The organism is Acinetobacter sp. ANC 5378 (assembly GCF_013004315.1).
Classification (GTDB): domain Bacteria; phylum Pseudomonadota; class Gammaproteobacteria; order Pseudomonadales; family Moraxellaceae; genus Acinetobacter.
The window spans coordinates 41,977-64,734 of record NZ_JABERK010000011.1 but is presented as its reverse complement, the minus strand read 5'-3'; the positions used below and the strand labels follow the sequence as shown (position 1 = coordinate 64,734).

Annotated in this window: 24 protein-coding genes and 2 tRNA genes; 10 read left to right on the top strand and 16 right to left on the bottom strand. The window is 41.4% G+C overall.

The window, feature by feature from the left end:
• Positions 1-63 precede the first annotated feature (63 nt).
• Positions 64-804 (bottom strand): LytR/AlgR family response regulator transcription factor, encoded by a 741-nt coding sequence (locus HLH16_RS03420; RefSeq protein WP_171528259.1) that lies wholly within the window; start codon positions 802-804, stop codon positions 64-66.
• 53 nt (positions 805-857) lie between these two features.
• Complete coding sequence (locus HLH16_RS03415) at positions 858-2,012, bottom strand: sensor histidine kinase (RefSeq protein ID WP_171528258.1); 1,155 nt, start codon at positions 2,010-2,012, stop codon at positions 858-860.
• Between HLH16_RS03415 and argH the strand changes: the two genes are divergently transcribed.
• Both argH and HLH16_RS03405 read left to right on the top strand, forming a co-directional pair.
• On the top strand, positions 2,003-3,433 hold the full coding sequence (gene argH, locus HLH16_RS03410) for an argininosuccinate lyase (RefSeq protein WP_171528257.1): 1,431 nt from the start codon (positions 2,003-2,005) through the stop codon (positions 3,431-3,433). The genes HLH16_RS03415 and argH overlap by 10 nt on opposite strands.
• 11 nt (positions 3,434-3,444) lie before the next feature.
• Positions 3,445-3,714: an oxidative damage protection protein gene (locus HLH16_RS03405; RefSeq protein ID WP_171528256.1), complete on the top strand. Its 270-nt coding sequence runs from the start codon at positions 3,445-3,447 to the stop codon at positions 3,712-3,714.
• A gap of 782 nt (positions 3,715-4,496) precedes the next feature.
• Here HLH16_RS03405 and pgsA read toward each other — a convergent pair.
• The 3 genes from pgsA to uvrC all read right to left on the bottom strand — a co-directional run bounded on the left by pgsA (position 4,497) and on the right by uvrC (position 7,897).
• On the bottom strand, positions 4,497-5,084 hold the full coding sequence (gene pgsA / locus HLH16_RS03400; RefSeq protein ID WP_131290674.1) for a CDP-diacylglycerol--glycerol-3-phosphate 3-phosphatidyltransferase: 588 nt from the start codon (positions 5,082-5,084) through the stop codon (positions 4,497-4,499).
• 109 nt (positions 5,085-5,193) lie between these two features.
• Positions 5,194-5,988, bottom strand: a complete 795-nt coding sequence (locus HLH16_RS03395; protein WP_171528255.1) for a thioesterase family protein — start codon at positions 5,986-5,988, stop codon at positions 5,194-5,196.
• Between the two features lie 109 nt (positions 5,989-6,097).
• Positions 6,098-7,897 carry an excinuclease ABC subunit UvrC gene (gene uvrC, locus HLH16_RS03390; RefSeq protein ID WP_171528254.1) on the bottom strand — a complete coding sequence of 600 codons (1,800 nt, stop codon included), beginning with the start codon at positions 7,895-7,897 and terminating at the stop codon, positions 6,098-6,100.
• A gap of 190 nt (positions 7,898-8,087) precedes the next feature.
• Between uvrC and HLH16_RS03385 the strand changes: the two genes are divergently transcribed.
• The 4 genes from HLH16_RS03385 to HLH16_RS03370 all read left to right on the top strand — a co-directional run bounded on the left by HLH16_RS03385 (position 8,088) and on the right by HLH16_RS03370 (position 13,630).
• On the top strand, positions 8,088-9,137 hold the full coding sequence (locus HLH16_RS03385; protein ID WP_171528253.1) for an AAA family ATPase: 1,050 nt from the start codon (positions 8,088-8,090) through the stop codon (positions 9,135-9,137).
• A gap of 502 nt (positions 9,138-9,639) precedes the next feature.
• Positions 9,640-11,793, top strand: a complete 2,154-nt coding sequence (fadB, locus tag HLH16_RS03380) for a fatty acid oxidation complex subunit alpha FadB (RefSeq protein ID WP_171528252.1) — start codon at positions 9,640-9,642, stop codon at positions 11,791-11,793.
• A gap of 12 nt (positions 11,794-11,805) precedes the next feature.
• On the top strand, positions 11,806-12,978 hold the full coding sequence (gene fadA / locus HLH16_RS03375; RefSeq protein WP_171528251.1) for an acetyl-CoA C-acyltransferase FadA: 1,173 nt from the start codon (positions 11,806-11,808) through the stop codon (positions 12,976-12,978).
• A 148-nt stretch (positions 12,979-13,126) separates the two neighbouring features.
• Positions 13,127-13,630: a glycine-rich domain-containing protein gene (locus tag HLH16_RS03370; protein WP_171528250.1), complete on the top strand. Its 504-nt coding sequence runs from the start codon at positions 13,127-13,129 to the stop codon at positions 13,628-13,630.
• Between the two features lie 29 nt (positions 13,631-13,659).
• Here the strand turns inward: HLH16_RS03370 and HLH16_RS03365 are convergent, their stop codons facing one another.
• The 4 genes from HLH16_RS03365 to HLH16_RS03350 all read right to left on the bottom strand — a co-directional run bounded on the left by HLH16_RS03365 (position 13,660) and on the right by HLH16_RS03350 (position 15,884).
• Positions 13,660-13,968 (bottom strand): hypothetical protein, encoded by a 309-nt coding sequence (locus tag HLH16_RS03365; protein ID WP_171528249.1) that lies wholly within the window; start codon positions 13,966-13,968, stop codon positions 13,660-13,662.
• Positions 13,959-14,423, bottom strand: a complete 465-nt coding sequence (locus HLH16_RS03360; RefSeq protein ID WP_171528248.1) for a hypothetical protein — start codon at positions 14,421-14,423, stop codon at positions 13,959-13,961. Before HLH16_RS03360 ends, HLH16_RS03365 begins: the two co-directional genes overlap by 10 nt.
• A gap of 119 nt (positions 14,424-14,542) precedes the next feature.
• Positions 14,543-15,409, bottom strand: a complete 867-nt coding sequence (gene tehB, locus HLH16_RS03355; protein WP_171528247.1) for an SAM-dependent methyltransferase TehB — start codon at positions 15,407-15,409, stop codon at positions 14,543-14,545.
• A gap of 202 nt (positions 15,410-15,611) precedes the next feature.
• A complete protein-coding gene (locus HLH16_RS03350; protein ID WP_131290707.1) occupies positions 15,612-15,884 on the bottom strand; it encodes a hypothetical protein in 273 nt (90 codons plus the stop codon).
• A gap of 395 nt (positions 15,885-16,279) precedes the next feature.
• Here HLH16_RS03350 and HLH16_RS03345 point away from each other — a divergent pair, with 395 nt between their 5' ends.
• The gene (locus tag HLH16_RS03345; protein WP_171528246.1) at positions 16,280-16,801 is read left to right on the top strand and encodes a hypothetical protein; all 522 of its coding nucleotides are present in this window, start codon (positions 16,280-16,282) and stop codon (positions 16,799-16,801) included.
• 98 nt (positions 16,802-16,899) lie between these two features.
• Here the strand turns inward: HLH16_RS03345 and HLH16_RS03340 are convergent, their stop codons facing one another.
• The 7 genes from HLH16_RS03340 to HLH16_RS03310 form a co-directional block, all read right to left on the bottom strand.
• Entirely contained in the window at positions 16,900-17,430 is a 531-nt protein-coding gene (locus HLH16_RS03340; protein ID WP_250850219.1) for a hypothetical protein, read from the bottom strand.
• 270 nt (positions 17,431-17,700) lie between these two features.
• The gene (locus tag HLH16_RS03335) at positions 17,701-18,435 is read right to left on the bottom strand and encodes a class I SAM-dependent methyltransferase (protein ID WP_171528245.1); all 735 of its coding nucleotides are present in this window, start codon (positions 18,433-18,435) and stop codon (positions 17,701-17,703) included.
• Between the two features lie 27 nt (positions 18,436-18,462).
• Positions 18,463-19,164 (bottom strand): hypothetical protein, encoded by a 702-nt coding sequence (locus tag HLH16_RS03330; RefSeq protein WP_171528244.1) that lies wholly within the window; start codon positions 19,162-19,164, stop codon positions 18,463-18,465.
• A gap of 14 nt (positions 19,165-19,178) precedes the next feature.
• On the bottom strand, positions 19,179-19,631 hold the full coding sequence (locus tag HLH16_RS03325; RefSeq protein WP_171528243.1) for a hypothetical protein: 453 nt from the start codon (positions 19,629-19,631) through the stop codon (positions 19,179-19,181).
• Between the two features lie 107 nt (positions 19,632-19,738).
• Positions 19,739-19,814, bottom strand: a tRNA-Phe gene (locus HLH16_RS03320).
• A gap of 135 nt (positions 19,815-19,949) precedes the next feature.
• Positions 19,950-20,025, bottom strand: a tRNA-Phe gene (locus tag HLH16_RS03315).
• Positions 20,026-20,222: 197 nt separating this feature from the next.
• On the bottom strand, positions 20,223-20,600 hold the full coding sequence (locus HLH16_RS03310; protein ID WP_131290718.1) for an acetyl-CoA sensor PanZ family protein: 378 nt from the start codon (positions 20,598-20,600) through the stop codon (positions 20,223-20,225).
• A 95-nt stretch (positions 20,601-20,695) separates the two neighbouring features.
• Here HLH16_RS03310 and hisB point away from each other — a divergent pair, with 95 nt between their 5' ends.
• From hisB to HLH16_RS03295, 3 genes are all read left to right on the top strand, one after another.
• A complete protein-coding gene (gene hisB / locus HLH16_RS03305) occupies positions 20,696-21,289 on the top strand; it encodes an imidazoleglycerol-phosphate dehydratase HisB (RefSeq protein ID WP_067725592.1) in 594 nt (197 codons plus the stop codon).
• The gene (gene hisH, locus HLH16_RS03300) at positions 21,289-21,906 is read left to right on the top strand and encodes an imidazole glycerol phosphate synthase subunit HisH (protein ID WP_171528242.1); all 618 of its coding nucleotides are present in this window, start codon (positions 21,289-21,291) and stop codon (positions 21,904-21,906) included. The genes hisB and hisH overlap by 1 nt, the downstream gene beginning before the upstream one ends.
• 109 nt (positions 21,907-22,015) lie before the next feature.
• The gene (locus tag HLH16_RS03295) at positions 22,016-22,693 is read left to right on the top strand and encodes a 3'-5' exonuclease (RefSeq protein ID WP_171528241.1); all 678 of its coding nucleotides are present in this window, start codon (positions 22,016-22,018) and stop codon (positions 22,691-22,693) included.
• The last annotated feature ends 65 nt before the right edge of the window (positions 22,694-22,758 follow it).

Here is a 22,758-nt window from a genome sequence, read left to right as displayed (position 1 = left end):
GTGCTGACTTGAAAATGCAAGTGAATTTGCACAGTTGTTGTCACCAAAATCATGAAAAGAGATTTACATTTTTTGTATTCGTTCTCTTAAATTGGGTAAATGACGTCGGCTGACCGCCAGGCGCTCCTCCAATTCACGACAACGCACCTGGTACTGCCCCGAACTAATCACTTCAAGTCCGTCTAGAAAATGCACTGAAACCAAGGCATTACGATGAATTCTAACAAATTGGTCGCCAAATTCATTTTCCAGGTCTTTTAAAGTTTCATCAATCAGTACACTGCCATTTTTATGGCGTACCGTGACATATTTTTGATCTGCTAAAAAATAATAAATATTTTCTACAGGAACCAGCTCTACCCCACGGTAGGTTTTCGCCACAATTTGATGGCGTTTTATATTGATTTCGTTCATATCTTCTTTTTGTTTTAAAGTGCTCATTTGTGCTTGAGTCAGTTTGGTTAAATGATCTAAAACCTGTTGTAATTCTTGCTGCATCACCGGTTTTAATAGATAGCCTTCTGCATGCGACTTAAATGCATCCAAAGCATGTTCATCATAAGCAGTACAAAAAATAATCGCGGGCATAGGTTCTAGCTGACGCAAATGCTGGGCACAGCTTAAACCATCCATTTCAGGCATTTGAATATCTAACAACACGACATCTGGCTCATAAAACTGAACCATATCAATCGCCTGTTGACCATGAGTTGCGGTTGCAACCACTTGATGTCCCAGTTGTGTGACTAAACGTGATAAGCGCTCTACAGCGAGAGGTTCATCATCACAAATCAGGATGTCCATTTTTCCTCCTTTCACAGTTACCATGATTTTTTTTATAGGTTAACTATGATTTTTTATTTATATCGATATTGCACAACTGTGGTAAATATTCCCTTTCCCGCATATGTCTGAAAGATCACAGTCCGTCCATAATAAGCCTCTAGACGCTGTTTCACATTTTCAACTGCAATACCATTTCCTTGTCGTATATTTATTTTATCCTGTGTATGGGGGTTAGTAATGACTATATTGACTTGATTTTGCAATATTTCAACCAATATGCTTATCGTACTCTTTGTTAAAAATTTTTCAACTCCATGAAAAATACTATTTTCCACTAAAGGTTGTAAAGTTAATAACGGAATTTGTATCTGAGAAAATAGAACTTCATCGTCATATTTCCACTCTACGCTTAAACGATCCCCCAAACGCATCTGCTCAATGGCCAAATAATGCTGACATAATTCAATTTCATCTTTTAAGCGAACCAGTTTAAGTTCTTTAAAACTCGCACGAAATAGCCGTGATAAATTCAGTAACATTTGCTCTGCTTTATCCGGATCAATGGTAATTAAACTGATTACCGTATTTAAACTGTTAAACAGAAAATGCGGATGAATTCGCGCTTGCATGGCCTGAATACGTGCATGTAATTCACTATTTTGCTGGCGTGCCCATTGCTCGCGTAAATACAGATAACGGAAACAGAAGGTCCCGATCAGCACGCCATAACTGAGATGCAGCAACACTCCATCCAGTAAAACATCAAGATTTAAATTATGGATTTGAAAATTTTGTCCAAAATAAATCAAACCATTCAGCACGATGGTGGTCAATAAAACAATCATTTGCAACAGAATGAAGCCGACAGATAAGACTTGCCCAAAACTTAAATGCTGAATTTTTTTCTGAAACAGCTCAACCAATGCGACAAAAGCCAGCAAAACCCAGTTGATGAACAACATATACTGCAATAAACGCCCTACACTTAAGGCCGTCCAGGATTGTGCTTCTGCCAAAGCTAAAATCATCGCCAAAATATTACTGGCAATAAATAATTCGATTAAATGTTGCCAACGCCCTATTTTCGTAAAAAAATAAGTGTATGGTTTATTTCCCTGTGTATCAGCAAAACTTTGCTCGTCTTGTCCTTCGGCAAGTGAACCTGAATTTGTTATACTGTTTTTAGTTCTAATGCTTTTTATCCTATTGAGCCGACATGACCACATCTTCTAATTCCTCAAATCCGTCACAAACCCAAACTTCGGGTATGTGGGGCGGTCGTTTCTCTGAAGCGACGGACGCTTTTGTTGCTGAATTTACAGCATCTGTACAATTTGACCAACGCTTTTATAAACAAGATATTGCAGGCTCTATTGCACATGCAACCATGCTTGCAAAAGTTGGCGTACTTACCGAGCAAGAACGTGACGATATCATCACTGGTTTGACTGCGATTCAAGCTGATATTGAATCGGGTAACTTTGAATGGCGCGTTGATCTGGAAGATGTCCACATGAACATTGAGTCTCGTCTGACTCAGCGTATTGGCATCACCGGTAAAAAATTACATACTGGTCGCAGTCGTAACGACCAGGTTGCAACCGATATTCGTTTATATGTACGTGACGAAATTGATGCTATTCTAAAATTACTGGAAAAATTACAAAAAGGTATTTTAGGTTTAGCTGCTAAAAATACCACTACGATTATGCCAGGCTTCACTCATCTGCAAACGGCTCAGCCTGTGACTTTCGGTCACCATTTGATGGCGTGGTTTGAAATGCTGGTACGTGATTCTGAGCGCTTAATTGACTGCCGTAAACGTGTGAATCGTCTACCATTAGGTTCTGCTGCTTTGGCAGGTACAACTTACCCAATCGAACGTGAATACACAGCACAGCTTTTAGGCTTTGAAGCGGTTTGCGAAAACTCGCTGGATGCAGTGTCTGACCGTGATTTCGGTATTGAATTCAATGCTGCTGCGTCTTTAATTATGATGCATTTATCACGTATGTCTGAAGAAATGATTCTTTGGACTTCTGCGCAGTTCAAGTTTGTGAATATTCCAGATCGTTTCTGCACCGGTTCTTCAATTATGCCGCAGAAGAAAAACCCGGATGTTCCAGAATTGATTCGTGGTAAAACCGGGCGTGTTTATGGTGACTTAATGAGCTTATTAACGCTGATGAAAGGTCAACCATTGGCATATAACAAAGACAACCAAGAAGACAAAGAACCATTATTTGATGCAATTGATACCGTTCGTGGTTCATTGATGGCCTTTGCCGACATGATTCCTGCATTGGTTCCAAATATCGAAATCATGCGAGAAGCAGCACTTCGTGGTTTCTCGACTGCAACCGATCTTGCCGATTACCTGGTTAAAAATGGCGTGGCTTTCCGTGATGCACATGAAATTGTCGGTAAAGCGGTTGCATTGGGTGTTCAAGAAGCTAAAGACTTGTCTGAACTGACACTTGAACAACTGCAACAGTTCTCTAACTTGATCCAAGCGGACGTGTTCGAAAAAGCATTGACTCTTGAAGCATCTGTCAATGCACGTAACCACATTGGCGGTACTGCACCTGCGCAAGTCGAAGCAGCCATTGCTCGTGCCTACACGCGCTTAGAAAAACTTTACGCTTAAGGAAGGATGATATGTCTCGACAAGTATTTTGCCGTAAGTATCAAGCCGATATGGAAGGTCTAGATTTTGCACCTTTCCCAGGTGCAAAAGGTCAAGAATTGTTTGACAGCGTGTCTAAACAAGCTTGGCAAGAATGGCTTAAACACCAAACTACGTTGATCAATGAAAAGCGTTTAAACGTGTTTGAACCGGATGCGAAAAAGTTTCTTGAAGAACAGCGTGAAAAATTCTTTAGTAACGATGAGTCACTAGAAAAAGCTGAAGGGCTGAAGCCTGAGTGAGGATCAGTGGAGCACTGCTCCACCCGAACGCAAGGCGAAGGCTGTGCCTGAGCGTAATTAGATAGAGCACTGCTTTCTTTTTTACGCAAAACAAACACCGAAGGTGCGCGTAGGCTTTAGTCTGAAAAGAGTCTCTTTTGAGGCTCTTTTTTATTCTTAGCACTTCTTTTCTTTTTTACTCAAAACAATAAGTTATGCTTCGCGTACGCTTTTAAAAGAATTTCTATATTTTTGGGGTTTCTTTTTTAAGCTAATCTAAAAATCACATAAGATAAGCGAAGCGCGTAGTTTCTAATGTAATAAAGGAGTCTTTTAAAGGCTCCTTTTTTTATTTTTGGAAGCACTGCTCCACCCTGAGGAATATATTCAGCAACAAGATGAGACGCTATGCTTCGAATGAAAACTAGGGCATTACCTTTTTCCTGCAACACAAGCACCGAAAGCGTGCGCAAGCTTTAATCTGCAAAGAGTCCCCTTTATTAAGGGCTTTTGAAATGCGACTTTTTACATCTAGAAATAACTGTAAAGCAAAGCTACATTTCTCAATAAAACTCTACATTACAATACAATAACCTACATGATTCATAGAATTCATTCTCCTATAATCAGTTTCAAGAAGATGGTTAAACATCTTATAAAAACTATAAATATACCCGATTTCAATCCTAGGTTTCCCCCAAAATCTAGGATTTTTTTTGTGTTCAGATTTTGAAATCCCCTAAAAGTAAGATCAAAAAAAAACACCCTAAAAAGGGTGCTTTTACTTAATTTTTAAATCTAATTTAGGGCTGTTTTAAATATGGCCATGCAGCTTTCAAATAAATAAACATGGACCACAATGTCAGAATCACCGCGGTATACAGTAAAAGATAAGCTAAAGTATCAAGTGGTTGCCAGTTCAGTAAAAACACTGAAATCGCAATCATCTGAAACGCCGTCTTATATTTACCGACGGTGGATACCGCAACACTGGTACGTGCCCCTAATTCAGCCATCCACTCACGTAAAGCCGATACGGTAATTTCACGTGAAATAATCACAATCGCTGCAAATGCCATGGACATACTTGGTTGCCATTGCACCAAAACAATTAACGCAGCTGCGACCATCAGTTTATCGGCTACAGGGTCAAGAAAACGACCAAATGCCGAGGTTTGATTAAGTGAACGAGCCAAATAACCATCGAACCAATCGGTTACCGCAGCAACGACAAAAATCGCCGTTAAAATAATGTGACGAGTCATGTTACTGTCTTGCTCAGCAACACCAACTGCAGGCGGCCAATAAGCCACCAACAAAAAGACAGGTATTAAAGCTATACGCGCCAAAGTCAAGATATTTGGAATATTCAGGATGCGACCTGTAGTCATAGACACCGCCAATTTTTCCCCTGTATGTACAATGAAAAACCACACATATTTTGAGGATGGATTCATCGTTAATTCAGACTCACTTTATACGAATTGCTATAAAGTGTCACTAGGCAAACACGGTAACTGTCTGTCTGGAAATCGCAATCAGTCGATTCTCGGCATCCCAAAGATGAGCATATTCAGTGGAATACCCTTCTGCTGCATAATCGGTAAATACTTTATATTTAAACCAATCTTGCACATGATTATTCAAAGGGTGAACATAAGTCACGTGCCAGGTCAGTGAACTGGCGGGTGCGAAGGTTTTAAACATCGGCAATACCCCCGGTGGCCACATATCAAATGCCACCATCAAATCAGCCACGGTCATTTCCCTGTTCTCATGCAACGTGGGATTAAAACGCATCCAGCCACTAAAATCAGGCTTTTCACTAGCGGTACATGGATATTGACCATCCACCCAGACCAAGTCCATCTGCCCAAAGCATTCCGGTGCTAAAGGATGATGTTGTGCAATTTTCAACTGTTCAGGCATTGGAAATTCAGGTGCAAGTCGTTGCTGTTGCACTGAAATAGCCGACTGACGATGCGTACCAAAACTGGCAATCAAGATGCTTTGCACGGCATCGTCCTGCCAGAGCCGCACTTCAACAGTGGTGACAGACTTGCCTTGACGCAAGATTTCAGCACTTAATCGAACTGGCGCCATTTGCACTGGACCGACAAAAGTCACACTGGTGCTTAACAAGCATTTTGAGGGATCAGCAATCGTCACCAATGCCTTTTGCATCATCATCCCTGCGACCAGACCACCATAAATAGTGCGTCCTTGCAGCCAACCTTGGGGAATATCGACCCATTCATCCTGTTCAATTGCGGTAAATAATTGGCGCAGTGACATCCGTAGTCCTTTGGAGTTTTTAATTTGCTCTATCTTTCACTTATTTTTAACTGTTGTGAATGATCAATGACTGCTGCGTCAGTGAGCACTTTGGCCAATTTTCCTGAATTTATTCATGCAAAACTTTATAAATCGTTCTTGCCATGACATCACCCAAACCGGGAACCAGTTTTAATTCATTTTCCGAAGCTTTCAGCACCCCTTGTATGCCACCAAAATGGGTCAGTAAATCACGGCGACGTTTAGGGCCAAGACCCGGAATCACTTCCAGTACAGAGGAACCACGTTTCTTGTCGCGTTTAGCGCGATGCTTGGTAATGGCAAAACGATGCGCTTCATCACGCACTTGTTGAATCAGATGCAGCGCTTTATGGTCCTCAGGCAACTGGATTTTTGTGCCATCAGTAAAATGCAAGGTTTCTAGACCAGGCTTACGCCCCTCACCTTTGGATACCCCCACCATAAAGGCATCTAGTCCGAGATCTTGCATCACTTGCATCGCCATATGCAACTGCCCTTTACCGCCATCAATCAGCAGTAAATCGGGCAACATGGCTTTTTTATAGCGACGAGTCAGCGCTTGGCGCATGGCTGCATAGTCATCCCCGCCGGTAATATCTTCAATGGAAAACTGGCGATAATCACGTTTACGTGCACCGCCCGTATCAAATACCACACAGGAAGCAATCGTGGCTTCACCCATGGTATGCGAGATATCAAAACATTCAATCCGGTCAATCGGACGCCCGACCACTTGCTCTAACTGATGAAAGCGTTCATTCAGCTCAAAATGATTGGCCAGCTGCCCTTTAATGGCATGCTGTACATTCATATTGGCCAGCTCTAACCACTCAGCACGGGTTTCCCGCACATTGTGCTTGATCTGCACTTTCTTGGCGAATTCCTGTTGTAGCGCCTGTTCCAATTCTTTGCGATCGGGAATCTCGACATTCACAATCAGTTCGGCAGGTACTTCATCGGCCACCTGAAAATAAAAGTTCGCCATGAAATCCGACAGCATTTGCCCCAGATCATCGCCCTGCATATCGGGAAAATAGCTTTTACCGCCGAGCATTTTGCCATTACGCACATGCATGATTTGCACGCAGGTCACCCCGGCATGATAAGCAATCGCCAGAATATCGGCCTCACCCTTGAGTTTATAAATCGCCTGTTGTGATTGCACATCGCGAAGCAATGCCATCCTGTCACGGTAAAAGACCGCTTTTTCAAATTCCAAAGCTTCTGCAGCTGCTTCCATTTTGGCAATCAGTTCCTGATTCAGCTCTTTGGTATCGCCCTGTAAAAAGTGAATCGAATTTTTAACATCTTCCTGATAATCTTCAGGCGAAATTAAGCCGACACAAGGCGCGGTACAGCGTTTAATCTGATACTGCAAACACGGGCGTTTACGCTGGGCAAAATAGCTATTTTCACATTGGCGCACATTAAACAGTTTTTGCAGCACCACCAAGGTATCCCGGGCATTATAGGCACTTGGATACGGTCCAAAAAACTTGCCGACCTGATGCTTACCTTTGCCACGACCGGCCGCAATACGCGGATAAGGCTTATCACTGGAAACAAAGATATAAACGTAAGATTTATCATCGCGCAGCATGATGTTATACGGTGGACGATGCAGTTTAATCAGGTTTTGTTCAAGCAATAAGGCTTCAGTTTCGGAACGGACTACTAGCGTTTCAATATCATAAATCCGTGCCACCAAAGCCTGTGTTTTCGGATGCTCGATGGTTTTAACGAAATAACTCGACACACGGTTTTTTAGATTTTTGGCTTTACCGACATACAGCAGCTCGCCATCTTTACCCAGCATCCGGTAAACCCCCGGCAAAGTGGTCATATGGGCTAAAATCTTTTCAATATTGTCACGTGCGTTTTCGTTCACATTCAGCCTTATTCACAATGATGTCTGCTTTGCTACATGATGTGATGGTTTTCACGCCATTTTCAAGCCAATTTGGTATTTTTCCCATAATCATACAAAGTTCCAGCAATCACCTGATTGCTAAAAGCTATAAGTCAATTGCGCTTATTTTGCTATGCTCAAGTCATCTGAAAAATTTGGATCAAACTGAATGACGAACCACAATCATGCCATGCATATCGTTAAGCCGGTAACCGCAACGCATAGCACATCTGAAAAAGATAAATTGATTGGCAAATCGCGTTTTCATTTTGAACCTAAACAGGTGATGCAATTGTTACATGCTCGCATTATTGGACAGGATGCTGCACTGCAAGAAATCGAAAAAATGCTGCATGTGGTCAAAGCCGATTTTTCCAGTCCTGAACGTCCGCTATCGGTGACTTTAATGCTGGGGCCAACTGGTGTCGGGAAAACCGAAACCGTGCGTTTAATTTCCGAGGCAATTTATGCTCGCCCGGATGCTTTTTGCCGTATTGATATGAACACCTTGGCGCAAGAACATTATGCCGCAGCCATTACCGGTGCACCTCCCGGTTATGTCGGTTCCAAAGAAGGTCATAGCCTGTTTGATGAAACAGCGATTGCCGGTTCACATACCCGCCCAGGGATTGTGCTGTTTGATGAATTGGAAAAAGCCTCCACCGAAGTGATTCGTGGCTTAATGAATATACTGGATACTGGAAAACTCACCCTGACGTCCGGTACAAAAACCATCGACTTTCGTAACTGCATGATCTTTATGACCAGTAATGTCGGTGCACAAGCTGCGCAGCAATATCTGGATAAACTGAATTTTCTACCCAAGAAAATGCAGGATATTTGCCTTAAAAAAATACCGACTAAAACTATTATTGAAAAAGTGATGTTTAAAAAATTCGATCCTGAATTTTTAAACCGGATTGATCGCACTTTGCATTATCAGGCGGTTCAGAAAAATGCCCTGCCGAAGCTGGTGGAAATTGAACTGGAAAAACTCAATCAACGCCTGCAACATCAAAAGCGTGCTGTAGTTTTAACTGATGCTGCCAAAGCACACTTCTACAAAGATCACGATATTCGTTTTGGCGCACGCCATTTGGCGCGTAAAATGCGCACTGAACTGGAACCGATTCTGGCAATTTATTTTTTAAATTATCCGGAAAAATCGCTGCTTACTGTGAGCCATGCGGATGGGCAATTGATGATTCATCCCGAATAATCATCTAAACAATCCTTTAAATCCCCCTCTATGCAGTCAAACATTTGGCAGAGCATTTGACTGCAACCTTCGTTCACTTTTATCTCAATGCAATACGCGTCAACACTGCCGATTTGCAATCTTCAGCTTAAAACTTTGCAACAACTACGACTTCATTGAGGGAAAAATTGAGCTCAATTGACCATTTTGACTAAAACTGCCCCATAAAAAACTTGAAATTGAAAACTTATACCCGATATAAATAGCCACAAAATGATTAAAAAACCTTAATTTAAACAAAAAGTTCATCACATTTTTACAAAGTACAGTAAAAGCAGAGCGATCCACTACAAGGGTGTGTTGAAAAAAAATTGATGACCCTTGCGTCACCGCTTGATACAACTTGTTATGTTCTTTTTGGATATAGTTATCGTAAGATTAGCGAAGCTCGATGTGCGCGGGAAATGCGTACATGCTTCAAAACATCAACTTAATAAGTCCTCCAAAATAAAGGAGATCAGGCATGATCCACGCTGGCAATGCCATTACCGTCCAAATGCTTTCGGACGGAATTGCAGAATTCCGCTTTGACTTACAAGGTGAGTCGGTCAACAAATTTAACCGTGCAACGATTGAAGACTTTAAAGCGGCAATTGACGCCGTTAAAGCCAACAGCGACATTAAAGGTTTAATCGTTACCTCTGGTAAATCAACATTTATCGTAGGTGCAGACATCACTGAATTTGGTGATAACTTTGCTCAAGGCGAAAAAGCAATTGTGGATTGGGCAATGCCTGTTCACGAAATCTTCAACAGCTTTGAAGATTTAGATATTCCTAAAGTTGCTGCAATCAATGGTATGGCATTGGGCGGCGGTTTTGAGATGTGCCTGGTATGTGATTACCGTGTCATGTCTGAAGCTGCTCAAGTCGGCCTTCCAGAAATCAAACTTGGTATCTACCCGGGCTTTGGTGGTACGGTTCGTTTAAGCCGTGTGATTGGTATCGACAATGCAGTTGAATGGATGGCGATGGCTAATCCTAAACGCCCTGATGCTGCACTGAAAGATGGTGCTGTTGATGCGGTGGTTGCTGCTGACAAACTTCAAGCAGCTGCAATTGACTTGGTAAAACAAGCCATTGCTGGTCGCCTAGACTGGAAAGCAAAACGTCAGGAAAAACTCGATCCAGTTAAACTCAGCCCAATCGAACAGATGATGGCGTTTAACTCATCTAAAGGCGTGGTTCTTGCGAAAGCAAACCCTGCTCAATACCCTGCGCCTAAACTTCTTCTTGATTCTTTACAAGCAGGTGCAAGCCTTCCACGTAACGAAGCATTAAAAGTTGAAGCGGAAGGTTTCGCTAAAGCTGCAGTTACTCCACAAGCGGGTGCATTGATTGGTTTATTCATCAATGACCAGCTGGTGAAGAAAACTTCGAAAAAACATGAAAAAGGTGCACATCCAGTGAACCAGGCGGCTGTTCTAGGCGCGGGTATCATGGGTGGCGGTATTGCTTACCAAGCGGCAAGCAAAGGCACACCAATCATCATGAAAGACATTGGTAACCCGCAACTTGCGTTAGGTATGTCTGAAGCGAACAAATTGTTGACCAAACAAGTTGAACGCAAAAAAATGACCCCTGCGAAAATGGGTGAAACCCTTGCTCGCATCCGCCCGACTTTAAGCTTGGAAGAGTTTAAAGAAGTGGACATCGTGATCGAAGCAGTGACCGAAAATCCAAAAATCAAAGCTGCGGTTCTTGCGGACACTGAAAAATCAGTTCGTGAAAACACCATCATTGCATCAAATACCTCTACGATTTCAATCACACGTTTAGCAGAAAGCTTACAACGTCCTGAAAACTTCGTCGGTATGCACTTCTTTAACCCAGTTCACATGATGCCGTTGGTCGAAGTGATCCGTGGTGAGAAAACATCAAGCGAAGCGATTGCAACGACTGTGGTTCTTGCTCAAAAAATGGGTAAAACACCAATCGTCGTGAATGACTGCCCGGGCTTCCTGGTAAATCGCGTATTGTTCCCTTACTTCGGCGCGTTTGACCTATTGCTTAAAGACGGTGCTGACTTCCAGCAAATCGATAAAGTCATGGAACGTTTCGGCTGGCCTATGGGTCCTGCTTACTTGATGGACGTTGTTGGTATCGATACCGGCGTTCACGGTGCAGAAGTCATGGCTGAAGGCTTCCCTGACCGTATGAAACCGGACTTCAAAGGTTCGATTCAAACCATGTATGAAAACAAACGTCTAGGTCAAAAGAATGACGTTGGTTTCTACAAATACGAGTTAGACCGTAAAGGCAAGAAAGCGAAAAAAGTTGATCCTACAGCGTATGAATTGATTGCATCTGTAGTGACTGGCGAAAAACGTGAATTTGACGCGCAAGAAATCATTGACCGTATGATGCTGGCTTTCTGTAACGAAACAGTTCGTTGCCTGGAAGACAACATTGTAGCGACTGCGTCTGAAGCAGATATGGCAATGATTATGGGTGTAGGTTTCCCTCCATTCCGCGGTGGTCCATGCCGTTACATCGACCAGACTGGTGTTGCTGAATACGTTGCGCTTTGCGACAAATATGCACACTTAGGTAAAGCTTATGAAGCGCCACAAATGTTGCGTGACATGGCTGCTAACAACAAAAAATTCTACGGTTAAGGAGCAACGTGAATGGCTACTTTAAATCCACGTGACGTTGTCATCGTTGATGGCGTACGTTCAGCAATGGGTAAAACCAAAAACGGTATGTTCCGCAATGTACGTGCTGACAGCTTATCTGCTGAGTTAGTTCGTGCCTTGGTTGCTCGTAACCAGTTTGATGTCAACGAAGTTGAAGACCTGATCTGGGGTTGTGTCAACCAAACTCTAGAACAAGGCATGAACATTGCCCGTAACATCTCGTTATTGGCAGACTTACCAAAAACAGTTGCAGGTCAAACGATTAACCGTCTTTGCGGTTCTTCAATGCAGGCAATCCACGCTGCAGCGGCGCAAATTGCAACCAACCAAGGTGATATCTTCATCATCGGTGGTGTAGAGCACATGGGTCACGTTGGCATGATGCACGGCATCGACATCAACCCTGAAGCGTCTAAACACTATGCAAAAGCATCTAACATGATGGGCTTAACCGCTGAAATGTTAGGTCGTATGAACGGCATTAGCCGTGAAGAACAGGATGCGTTCGGTGTGGAATCTCACCGCCGTGCTTGGGCTGCAACGCAAGAAGGTCGTTTCAAAAACGAAATTATTGGTGTTGAAGGTCACGACCAGAACGGTTTTAAAATCCTGTGCGACATCGACGAAGTGATTCGTCCAGATGCTAACCTTGAAGCGTTCCAGGCTTTACGTCCAGCATTTGACCCGAAAGGCGGTACAGTGACTGCAGCTACATCTTCAGCGTTGTCTGATGGTGCTTCTGCAATGTTATTGATGTCTGCTGAACGTGCGCAAGCATTAGGTCTTAAGCCACGCGCTGTAATTCGCTCTATGGCGGTTGCAGGTTGTGATGCAGCAATCATGGGTTACGGTCCTGTACCTGCTACGCAAAAAGCGCTTAAACGTGCTGGCTTGTCAATTTCTGATATTCAAACATTTGAATTGAACGAAGCGTTCGCTGCACAAGGTTTGTCGGTTCTTAAAGGCTTAGGCATTTATGACCAGCAAGACCGTGTGAACTTGAACGGTGGTGCAATTGCATTGGGTCATCCACTCGGTTGTTCTGGTGCACGTATCACAACGACATTGCTGAACGTAATGGAACAGCAAGATACACAAATCGGTCTTGCGACCATGTGTATCGGTTTGGGTCAAGGTATCGCAACGATTATCGAACGTGTTTAAGATTTAAATACCTAGATAAAAAAACCCCGCTTAATGCGGGGTTTTTTTTGTCCCTTATTTGTCCCTTTTTGAATATATTCAAACTGGCATTATTCCTTTCGTAGCCTAATCACTACAAAACTTCAACCATTCGAAAAGGGATAAGTTCATGACAAATTTAGCAATTAATTTAACAATCGACGCAACTCTACAAAGCACCATTTTACCTGCATCTATCGAGGCTTTAAATTTTGACAAATTAAAGTTTAAACTTACGTCAGCTAAAGAAGCTGTTATGTCAAAAGACGTATGTCAGTTTGCTGAGCAAGAATATAAAAGATTTTTAGCTCTTAAATATTTCTATCCAAAAGAAACACTTGTACCAAACAAATTAGTAGATGAGTTCTGGCATGCTCATATTTTGGATACACGAAACTACCACATGGATTGTTTAAAAGTTTTTGGATCTTATCTACACCATTATCCATATTTTGGAATCCATGATGAGTTAGATCAACAAAACTTAGAAAACACATTTAAACGAACAAAAGAGTTATACGAAATATGGTATGGCCCTTACCCAGATTTCACAATAGCAGCAAGATGTGGAGATGATCATGCGTGTCATGCTCCATCCAGCTGTGCGTGCCGTGTTCCTGGAGCATGTAAATAACCAGATTAGGGAGCTTCTTGCTCCCTTCCTTATTTACATAAACTCTTAATTAATCCATCAACTTTTAAGTCAAAATTTTTCATTTTTACATCCTTATTATTCTTTTCCCAAAGCCTATACTCTAAAAAAAAGTTATATTTTTTAAATATATCTTCTTTTTTCAATGTAACCGCTCCAGCTTTTGCACGTTGTATTTCTTTTTTTAATTTTTCATAAAAAGTATCATCAAAATTTGAAAACTCATCACTAAAGGTCTTTAATTTTCCGTCATAACATACTTCCAATAATTCTAGAAATTTTGTTACATGCTCATTTTGTTGATTTTCATTTAACGGCATTCTTTATTGCTCTCATTCACTATGACGTCACTCAACCTTCCTGATTTAGGATAATCAGTTCTTTCAACAATATAACCCACAAAACACGTACATGTTTTAGCAATTTTTTCAGAGGACCAGTTTGGCTTTAACTGTGAGTAATTTGCCTTACAGTTCCGATCAAAAACTGCAATTTGCCAATCCGACCAACTCGTATTTAATTCAGAGTATCTGATCTCTGGTGATTTGAGCTTTTCCTGTATTTGATCAATACCAAATACTCCTACCGCTCCAATAAAAACAGAAGCAACTAAAAGAGGAATTAATTTAGAACCCTTTTTTTCTTTATTAATAACCAAGATGTCATTTCTACAAGTACCGCATTTATAAATACCCTGACGGCCTATTTCAACAACCCTATTTGCTGAATTGCATTTATTGCATATTAAATAGCCATTTGTCTCTATTTCACTCATCGATACAGTTTCTTATATGCTAAAGTTAACTTTATTAAGTAAAAAATATTTTTACTATTATAAATCAAAAAGATAAATAACAAAAAATTCCTAATAAAACAACTAAAGATCAATAATTATTATTTAACCCTCTGCGCCAACAACGTTGCAAAATGCTGTTTAATCCGATTTCCCTGCGCATCGACCCGGTGCAACTCACCGATATCTTCATTGTATTTCACAATTTTCCAGCCTTCGTACAAAGCGCTTAACTCCCCGGCTTTAAATGCAAAAGGAAAGTCAGGCTGTGCAGGAATATCATCTGTATCCATCGCACAGACAATCAGGTTAAAACCATTCACATTAGTCGCTTGTTGCATCTGTGCAATGAGGGGTTTCACCGTTTTGGCTTGCAAAAACATCATCACCACAGTACAGCAAATAAAGTCATAACAACCTGTAATGCTTGGGTCTACATTTAAATCACGCTGCTGTACATGAATATTATCAATCTGCTCGCTCTGAATAATCTGCCTCAACTTTTGCAGACTGTTTTCATTGACATCCCAGGCATCCACTTCAAAACCATGCTGACTTAAATACAGCGCATTACGCCCCTGCCCGCAGCCGACATCCAAAGCACGGCTACCTTGCAAATACGGCGTAGCAGCCAAGATTTCTGAGTGAGTGGGTGAAAGCTGATACTTTTTATAAAAATAATCTTGTGGCGTACAGTAAAACTTGAGCTGACATTGCACATCATCACTGGCAGAAACAATCTTGTGCCATGCCTGTGGCTCAATAAAAGGAGGTTGCTGCTCTGAGCTAAACACATGCTCGGACTGTACGCTACCCGATTCATCCAGCATGGCAAAATGCAGCTCACCCTTGAATACGGTCAGTTTTGCCCAGGTACCGGCTTTGGTATTGTGCTGATTTTTAAAACCTTGCGGAATACTCTGCTGTGTCCAGACAGGAAGTTCTTTATAACAAATAAGCTGTTGCATAAAAGACTGCACTCCAAAGCATCGGTGGTTGGGCTGAAATCAATTCGCTGACGATGTTTTAGCATAGCCCGTTCAACCGCAGATTGAAATAAGCTGCTTGCATTCCATTTATGCATACTCCCTGCCGGATCAAAAGCAAAAAACTGCCCGGTACGGACAGTTTTTTTTGGGGGGGCTTTAAAAAGCTAGATAAAAATATTTTTTACTGCAACAGTTCTTCGCGCAACCATTCCATATATTTTTCTTTATCCATAAAGTCGGGAGCACTACCGGTATCCAAACTGAAATATTGCTGATTAAACTGAATCACAATCTGCTCGGTATGATGCCAGCCTTCAATCATTTCAAAGTATTGATTAAAGAAAAAACGATTTTTACCCCTGTTGTTTAAGCTTTCTAATTTTGGATAGTTTTTATTAGCAACAAACTCACTATACACATGCTGAATATCATCAAAAACGTGTATGGTTTTCATGACTCACCTGCCTAGATTTTATGTTGTGATCTTTACGACCGTTTTAATCTAGCAACAAAATTTGAACAGTAGATGACAGTGTTATTGCAAAACTGTCATGTTTGAAAGGATGAAATGGTTTTGTTCAACTGCATGATAGCTTTTCTGGACAAAACCCAAAGCTTGCAACCCATTTAACATCAATAATATTAATTTCTATTTCATCAAACCTGGATGGGACTACAAACTCAAACACATGTAACCACTCTGCAACATCCTGTTATCGCTCTGTAAATTTAGTTGAATATTCACACAACTAAACATCATTAAGTCCTTCACTTTAAAAAGATCAGTATCTCAGGCGTTAATATAAAAAGTACAAAATTTCTCTTTATTCTCACAATTGAGTAATCATCATGAATACGATTAAGACTACTTTAGCTATCGCTTTAGTTGCAGCGACTACATCTGCTATGGCTGCGACCGCTGTAGAAACAACTCCAGCGGCTCAAGTAGCCGCGCTAAAAGCACAAGTAAAAGCAGATACCATTCACACCGCCAGCACTGTTAAAGCAGCAGCTGCAATAACAAAAGAAAAAGCTGAAGTTAAAACAGAAATTGCTGCAGAAAAAACAGTTGCTGCAAAAAATGCAGCAGTCGCTAAAGCGGTTAACGGAAAAGATGTAACTGTGACTAAAACCGTAGCAGCTAAAAATGCAGTTGTCGCTAAAACTGTTGCGGCTAAAGACGTGACTGTTGCTAAAGCAACTGAAGCAAAAGATGCAGTTGTAGAAAAAACTGCTGAAATGAAAGATGCAACTGTTGAAAAAACTGCCGAAGTAAAAGAAGTAACTGCTGAAAAAGCGGATGCTGCTAAAACTGAAGTAAAAGCCGAGAAAAAATCATTCTTCTCTTGGTTTAAAAAATCTGCTGCTTAATCTGCGGTAACGCATTTTAGCTGTAAAAAAAGGATGCCATTGATGAGCATCCTTTTTTTAGTGATAAGGAAAAATATTTTTATCTGAATACTGCCCAACTAGCGAATGCCATTATTTGGTATCGTTCTTCGCTGTTGCTGCAACTCTCTGATTGCTTCATTTAGCGAAGTATTTTCCAAAACACCCAATGAAAGTTGCTCTCGAGCAATTTGCACAGTGGTTGCGTTACGGTCTATACCAAAATTCGCGAGTATAATATACAAGCCTTCTCTTGGATCAGCTGATTGCAAACCTTGTGCAATGGCCAAAACATATTGCTGCAATGCCAATGGCAAGCTGTTTATATCTGGCATTGGTCCATCAGGCACAAGATCTATCATCGCTACAATCGTGGGATCAACAACAAAGTTTTGAGTATCCATCTGGATCTGCATAATTCGATGCTGCAAAGCTCTCTCTTGTTGAGGATCTTCTTTATATTGAATTAGGCGTGTGGTTTCCGCTCTTAACTCAGATTCTGTTAAGGGACTTAATCTAGGGGCATTCGCCATATCGGCAAAAGTAGAGGAAATGGAAAAACTTCCGGCAAGCGCTACGATTGCACAGGACAAATTTTTTAGGAGCTTCATGGCAGTTCTACTCAACAATGAATTGAAGTAAACAAACAACCGTCGACACCTGTAATTGTATAGCGTATATGCCTTTCAGCCAGTTGCCCCAGACCGGTGGTCTTGCGGGACATTCTAACTTTCGTTAAAAAACCATCTCATTTCCTATCTTAAAAAACATCAGATCTGCTGCTATAAAAAAGCTGTACGCTGAATCATGTTTCTATAAATCAGATTTTTATCTCCTGCTGCTTATGCTGTCCTGCCGATATAAAACCTCTGCCACAATCGTTATTTTTCTCGCATTCCAATGCGTAAAAGTACAGGAAATGTTACATCTAAATTTTCAGGCACAGCTTGTAAAGCGTTTGAAATGAGTTGAAGCGGGTCATGAGCATTTTTATCCTGATAATGTTTCAGTGCTGACCATGTTTTTAAATAATTCAACAGTTGCTGTGGTGACCATTGATATTGTAAATACATCTCTGCTACAGCCTGTTCATTAAAAGGAAATGGAATGGTTTGATACAACTCATCAATATAACGGCGCTCACTGTCCCAATAGTCGTTTAAAGTGTCAAAGTACAGTTGTTGAACCAAACTGTTAATCGCAGCATCCTGCACCTCAATCAGACCATAACCAATGGCAGCAAACACACCTTGCGGTTTAAGCACCCGTTTGACTTCTGTATAAAATGCGTCAAAGTCAAACCAGTGAATGGCTTGAGCCACCGTAACCAAATCAATGGATTGTGCAGGAATACTGGTCTGCTCGGCTGCTTGCACCTGATAGCTGACATTTTCAAAATAAGGCGCTTGCTGCAACTGTGCTTCACTGATATCGGTTGCGACTACATGATCGAAATACGGGGCTAATAATTGGGTGAATTGTCCAGACCCCGCTCCACAATCCCATGCGAAATTCCGTTCCGGAACATGCTTTAAAATTTCTTGCACAATTTGGATGGAATAATTTGGGCGGGCTTGTTTATAGCGAAGACTATGATTGGAAAACAGGTCTTTCATTGAATTATTCTCAAAATATTCCTTAATTCAATCAATCACCTGATCAATTTTAAAACTGGTTTGGGCAATCGAATTGAGCTGATCATTCAACTGATAATATTTAACATCGTAACTACCCACTTTCCATCCATTAACTGGATTAAAGCTGACCCAGTTTTGCTCCCGATTGACACTGACCCGCTGTGGCATAAAAAATAGCACTTCCCCTGTAGACCGGTTGCTCCAGCGTACAAAGACCTGCTCGTTATTGGGTACTTTCCCCAAAGTATCAAAATGCGCAAATAGTTGCTGTCCGGCATAAATCTGCCTCGGCAACACCCCACCCGCTGAATATTGTTGCTGAGTCGTCACTGTAGCTTTTCCTACCAAGACTTCATTCGGATCATTTTTTGCATCAACAAATTCACTGACCAGTCGTTTGGCAAATACGTGCTTATTTTGAATATTGGACAAGTCATAGCCCGGAAAGGATTGTTCCAGATATTTATTGACCTGTGCAGTGGTCGCGCTATCTATGACTGAATTAACCTGCACTTTCTGATTTTTTAGCTGCCGTTGTAATGCAAGGTCATCTTCAGGCTGAGCCTGCGCTTTTTGCTGGATTGTCTGGATAAAATTTTCCACAGCAATATCCTGACGAGGTTCAGGAACAGGCGGTACAAATTCAGGCTTGGATGGGGCAACAAAATAACCCAATCCAAAGCAGAGGATGCCAACCAGAAGCACCATGAAAAATTTCATGATTATGGATTACAGGTGATGGTTTCAGTCAGGTTTCCGACCGTGATACTTAAACTGCCACGTGAAAATAATATACCAGTACTCACTTGCTGTTTAGTCCAATTAATGCCTGAAAGCAATCTCAACCCTTCAGAATTACAAATGCCTGTTTGGGTATCATTGGTGAGTCTTAACACGCAGCCATCGGTTGTTACTCTATGCGTATTCTCTACCGGCTGAGCACATACCTGAGTAATCACAGGCGAAGATGATGAATGTAATTCACATGCTGAACAGTCCTGACTCGCACCGTCACAAGCATTGGCCGCTTTTTCACTGCGACAAACATAGGTTTGTGAACCGAAGGTAAAAGTTTTCTCAAAAGAAGAGTTAAAGTGATCTCCACTTCCGCTACCACCACAGGCAGTCAGCAGAACAGAGAGTAAAATGAATATTGAACATCCGATTCTTTTCATTTTTTATTCTCGAATTGTTATTGCGGTTATTTTATATGAAAAAAGTTCAGACGAAAAAAATGCTGACAAAAAAAAACCTCAAACATTGTTTGAGGTTTTTTCGAATATGGTGGCGAGACCCAGGATCGAACTGGGGACACACGGATTTTCAATCCGTTGCTCTACCTACTGAGCTATCACGCCGATGCGGTGTATTAAGCCGTATCTGTCATCAATAGTCAACATAATTCATCACATTTTCATTTGATTGAATATTTTTTACCCAAAAAAAATCCCTGATGGGATCAGGGATTGAAATCTTGGAATAGATTTTGAATATGGTGGCGAGACCCAGGATCGAACTGGGGACACACGGATTTTCAATCCGTTGCTCTACCTACTGAGCTATCACGCCGATGTCGCGTATTAAACAGTTTAAGTGTTTTTCAGTCAAGCAGGTTTTATGCTTTTTTAAACAAACGTTTATTTTTGCAGCAAATTCCAAGTTATTTGCTTATTTTTTATTTAAAACTCAATTTATTATTTAACCCAGTACTATTTTTAGGCATAAAAAAACAGCGCAATCGCTGCTTTTTTATAAGGTATTCAAGCTTAAATTTTTTCTAAATGCGCTAAGCAACGATGAATGGCACCACACCCCGGTTCAAAAACTTTAACGCCTTTTTCTTCTTCCAGTCGGCAGACTTCGCTCACCAGGCGTTCCGCAACCCCGCGTCCACGGTTAGCTGGATGCACTACAATATTTTCCAAAACTCTACTTTCCCCTTGTCCGGTACACCAAATTGCCCCAATCAACTTAGTATTAAATTCTGCTGTGTAAACTAAGGTATACTGAGCCAAGTTTTGCTCTAGTTGTTCAATGGCATCCTGCCCATCTCCAAATTCCGGGCTTGTGTCATACAGTCGCTCAAGCTGGCTGCGCACTTCGTCATTTTCTAGTGAAGTATAAGCATGTACGGTAATAGGCATTGATTAACCCTCCTGAGCAATCTAATATGCGATGATTTCGTCATCGCGAAAAATTTTTACATCATCATTTTTGACGTTTTTTGAGGAACGTGTCTATGACGCAACGTATCAGTGAAGTGGTAAGAAACACTAACGAAACCAAAATTCGAGTTCGGGTGAATCTTGATGGTACGGGTCAAGGCACCCTCAACACAGGTGTTCCATTTTTAGATCATATGATTGATCAAATCAAGCGACACGGCTTATTTGATATCGATATTCACTGTGATGGTGACCTGGATATCGATGATCATCATACCGTAGAAGACTGCGGGATCACACTCGGACAAGCATTTGCGCAAGCACTTGGCGATAAAAAAGGCTTAAAACGCTATGGTCATTTTTATGCACCACTGGATGAGTCTTTAAGTCGTGTAGTGGTCGATTTATCCGGTCGTCCGGGCTTGTTTATGGATATTCCATTTACACGTTCGATGATTGGTCGTTTTGATGTAGATTTATTCTCTGAATTTTTTCAGGGTTTTGTAAATCACGCGTTAATGACGTTGCATATTGACAACCTGAAAGGTAAAAACAGCCATCACCAAATCGAAAGCGTGTTTAAAGCATTTGCACGCGCTTTGCGTATGGCATGTGAAATTGATCCACGTGCAGAAAATACTGTTGCTTCAACTAAAGGTACTTTGTAATGACCCGTATTGCCCTTCTTGACTATGGCATGGGAAATTTACACTCTGCAGCCAAAGCCCTGGAACATGTGGGTGCAACTGTAGATGTGACCAATGATCCCAAATTGATTGCCCAAGCTGATAAAATTGTATTTCCCGGTGTCGGTGCCATGCGTGACTGTATGCAAGGCATGTATGAAGCGGGTATTGATGAAGTGGTACGCAATGCCGTATTCAACAAGCCTGTTTTGGCGATTTGTGTCGGCATGCAAGCTTTGATGCAGCACTCTGAAGAAAATGGCGGTACCGATGCGCTGGGTATTTTTGAAGGTGAAGTGAAGCACTTCCCACACATGGATGGCCTCAAGGTGCCGCACATGGGCTGGAACCAAGTGCATCAGGTCGATCCAAGTCACCCAATGTGGAAAGACATTGAACAGAATGCGCGTTTCTACTTCGTGCATAGTTTCTATGTTGAACCGAAAGATACGGCTCTGGTCGCTGCAACCTGTGACTACGGTTTAAAGTTCTGTACGGCGCTGCATAAAGACAACCTGTTTGCTACTCAGTTCCATCCAGAAAAAAGTCATACTGCTGGTTTGCAATTGCTGAAAAACTTTGTGGAATGGAAAATCTAAACATCCATTTTTAGATATTTTAAAAGCTCACTTCGGTGGGCTTTATTTTTGCCTAAACTCGGAAAAGCGATTAAGCTGAATTTAAAATAAATCACTGTATCAATTCATCATGGAAGAGCTTCTGCTTCAAACCTTACCCAGCAAAGAACAAATTCAGGAATTGCCTTTATTTCAGAATCTTCCCTTACAGCAGATTCATGTGATTCACAGCATTGAACAATGTCTTGCCCTTGAACAAGAGCTGAAAACCTGTGCATTACTTGGTTTTGATACCGAATCCAAACCCACCTTTAAAGTCGGTGAAGTATCAACAGGACCGCATCTGATTCAATTGGCAAGTCAGGATAAAGCCTATTTATTTCAAATTAACCCTGAAATATTAGCATTTCTAAAACCTGTTTTTGAAAATCGAGATCAAGTTAAAGTGGGCTTCGGTTTAAAGAATGATGCACATCTGTTTCGTAAAAAAGGTATTGAGCTGAATAGCGTGATTGAACTGTCTAAATGCTTCTCCGCCTTTGGTTTCTCCAATCCCATGGGGCTGAAAAATGCAATGGCACTTTTATTTCAGGTGAATTTTCCTAAAAGTAAAAAAATCAGTACCTCCAATTGGGCGCGCAAAATACTGACACCCCATCAAATTCAATACGCGGCTGCCGATGCCTATGCACCGGTACTGATCTTTGAAAAATTACTTGCTTTGGGCTTACTTCCTAAACATATTCCCAACAGTTCATTAAAATTACGCATTCGCCCGAATAAAATAAAAGCTGAAACTGAGGCTTAGAGATTTAGCAATACTTTGCTAAGATGGCATACAACGAATTTAACGAGATTAGGCAAGGAGCGAAA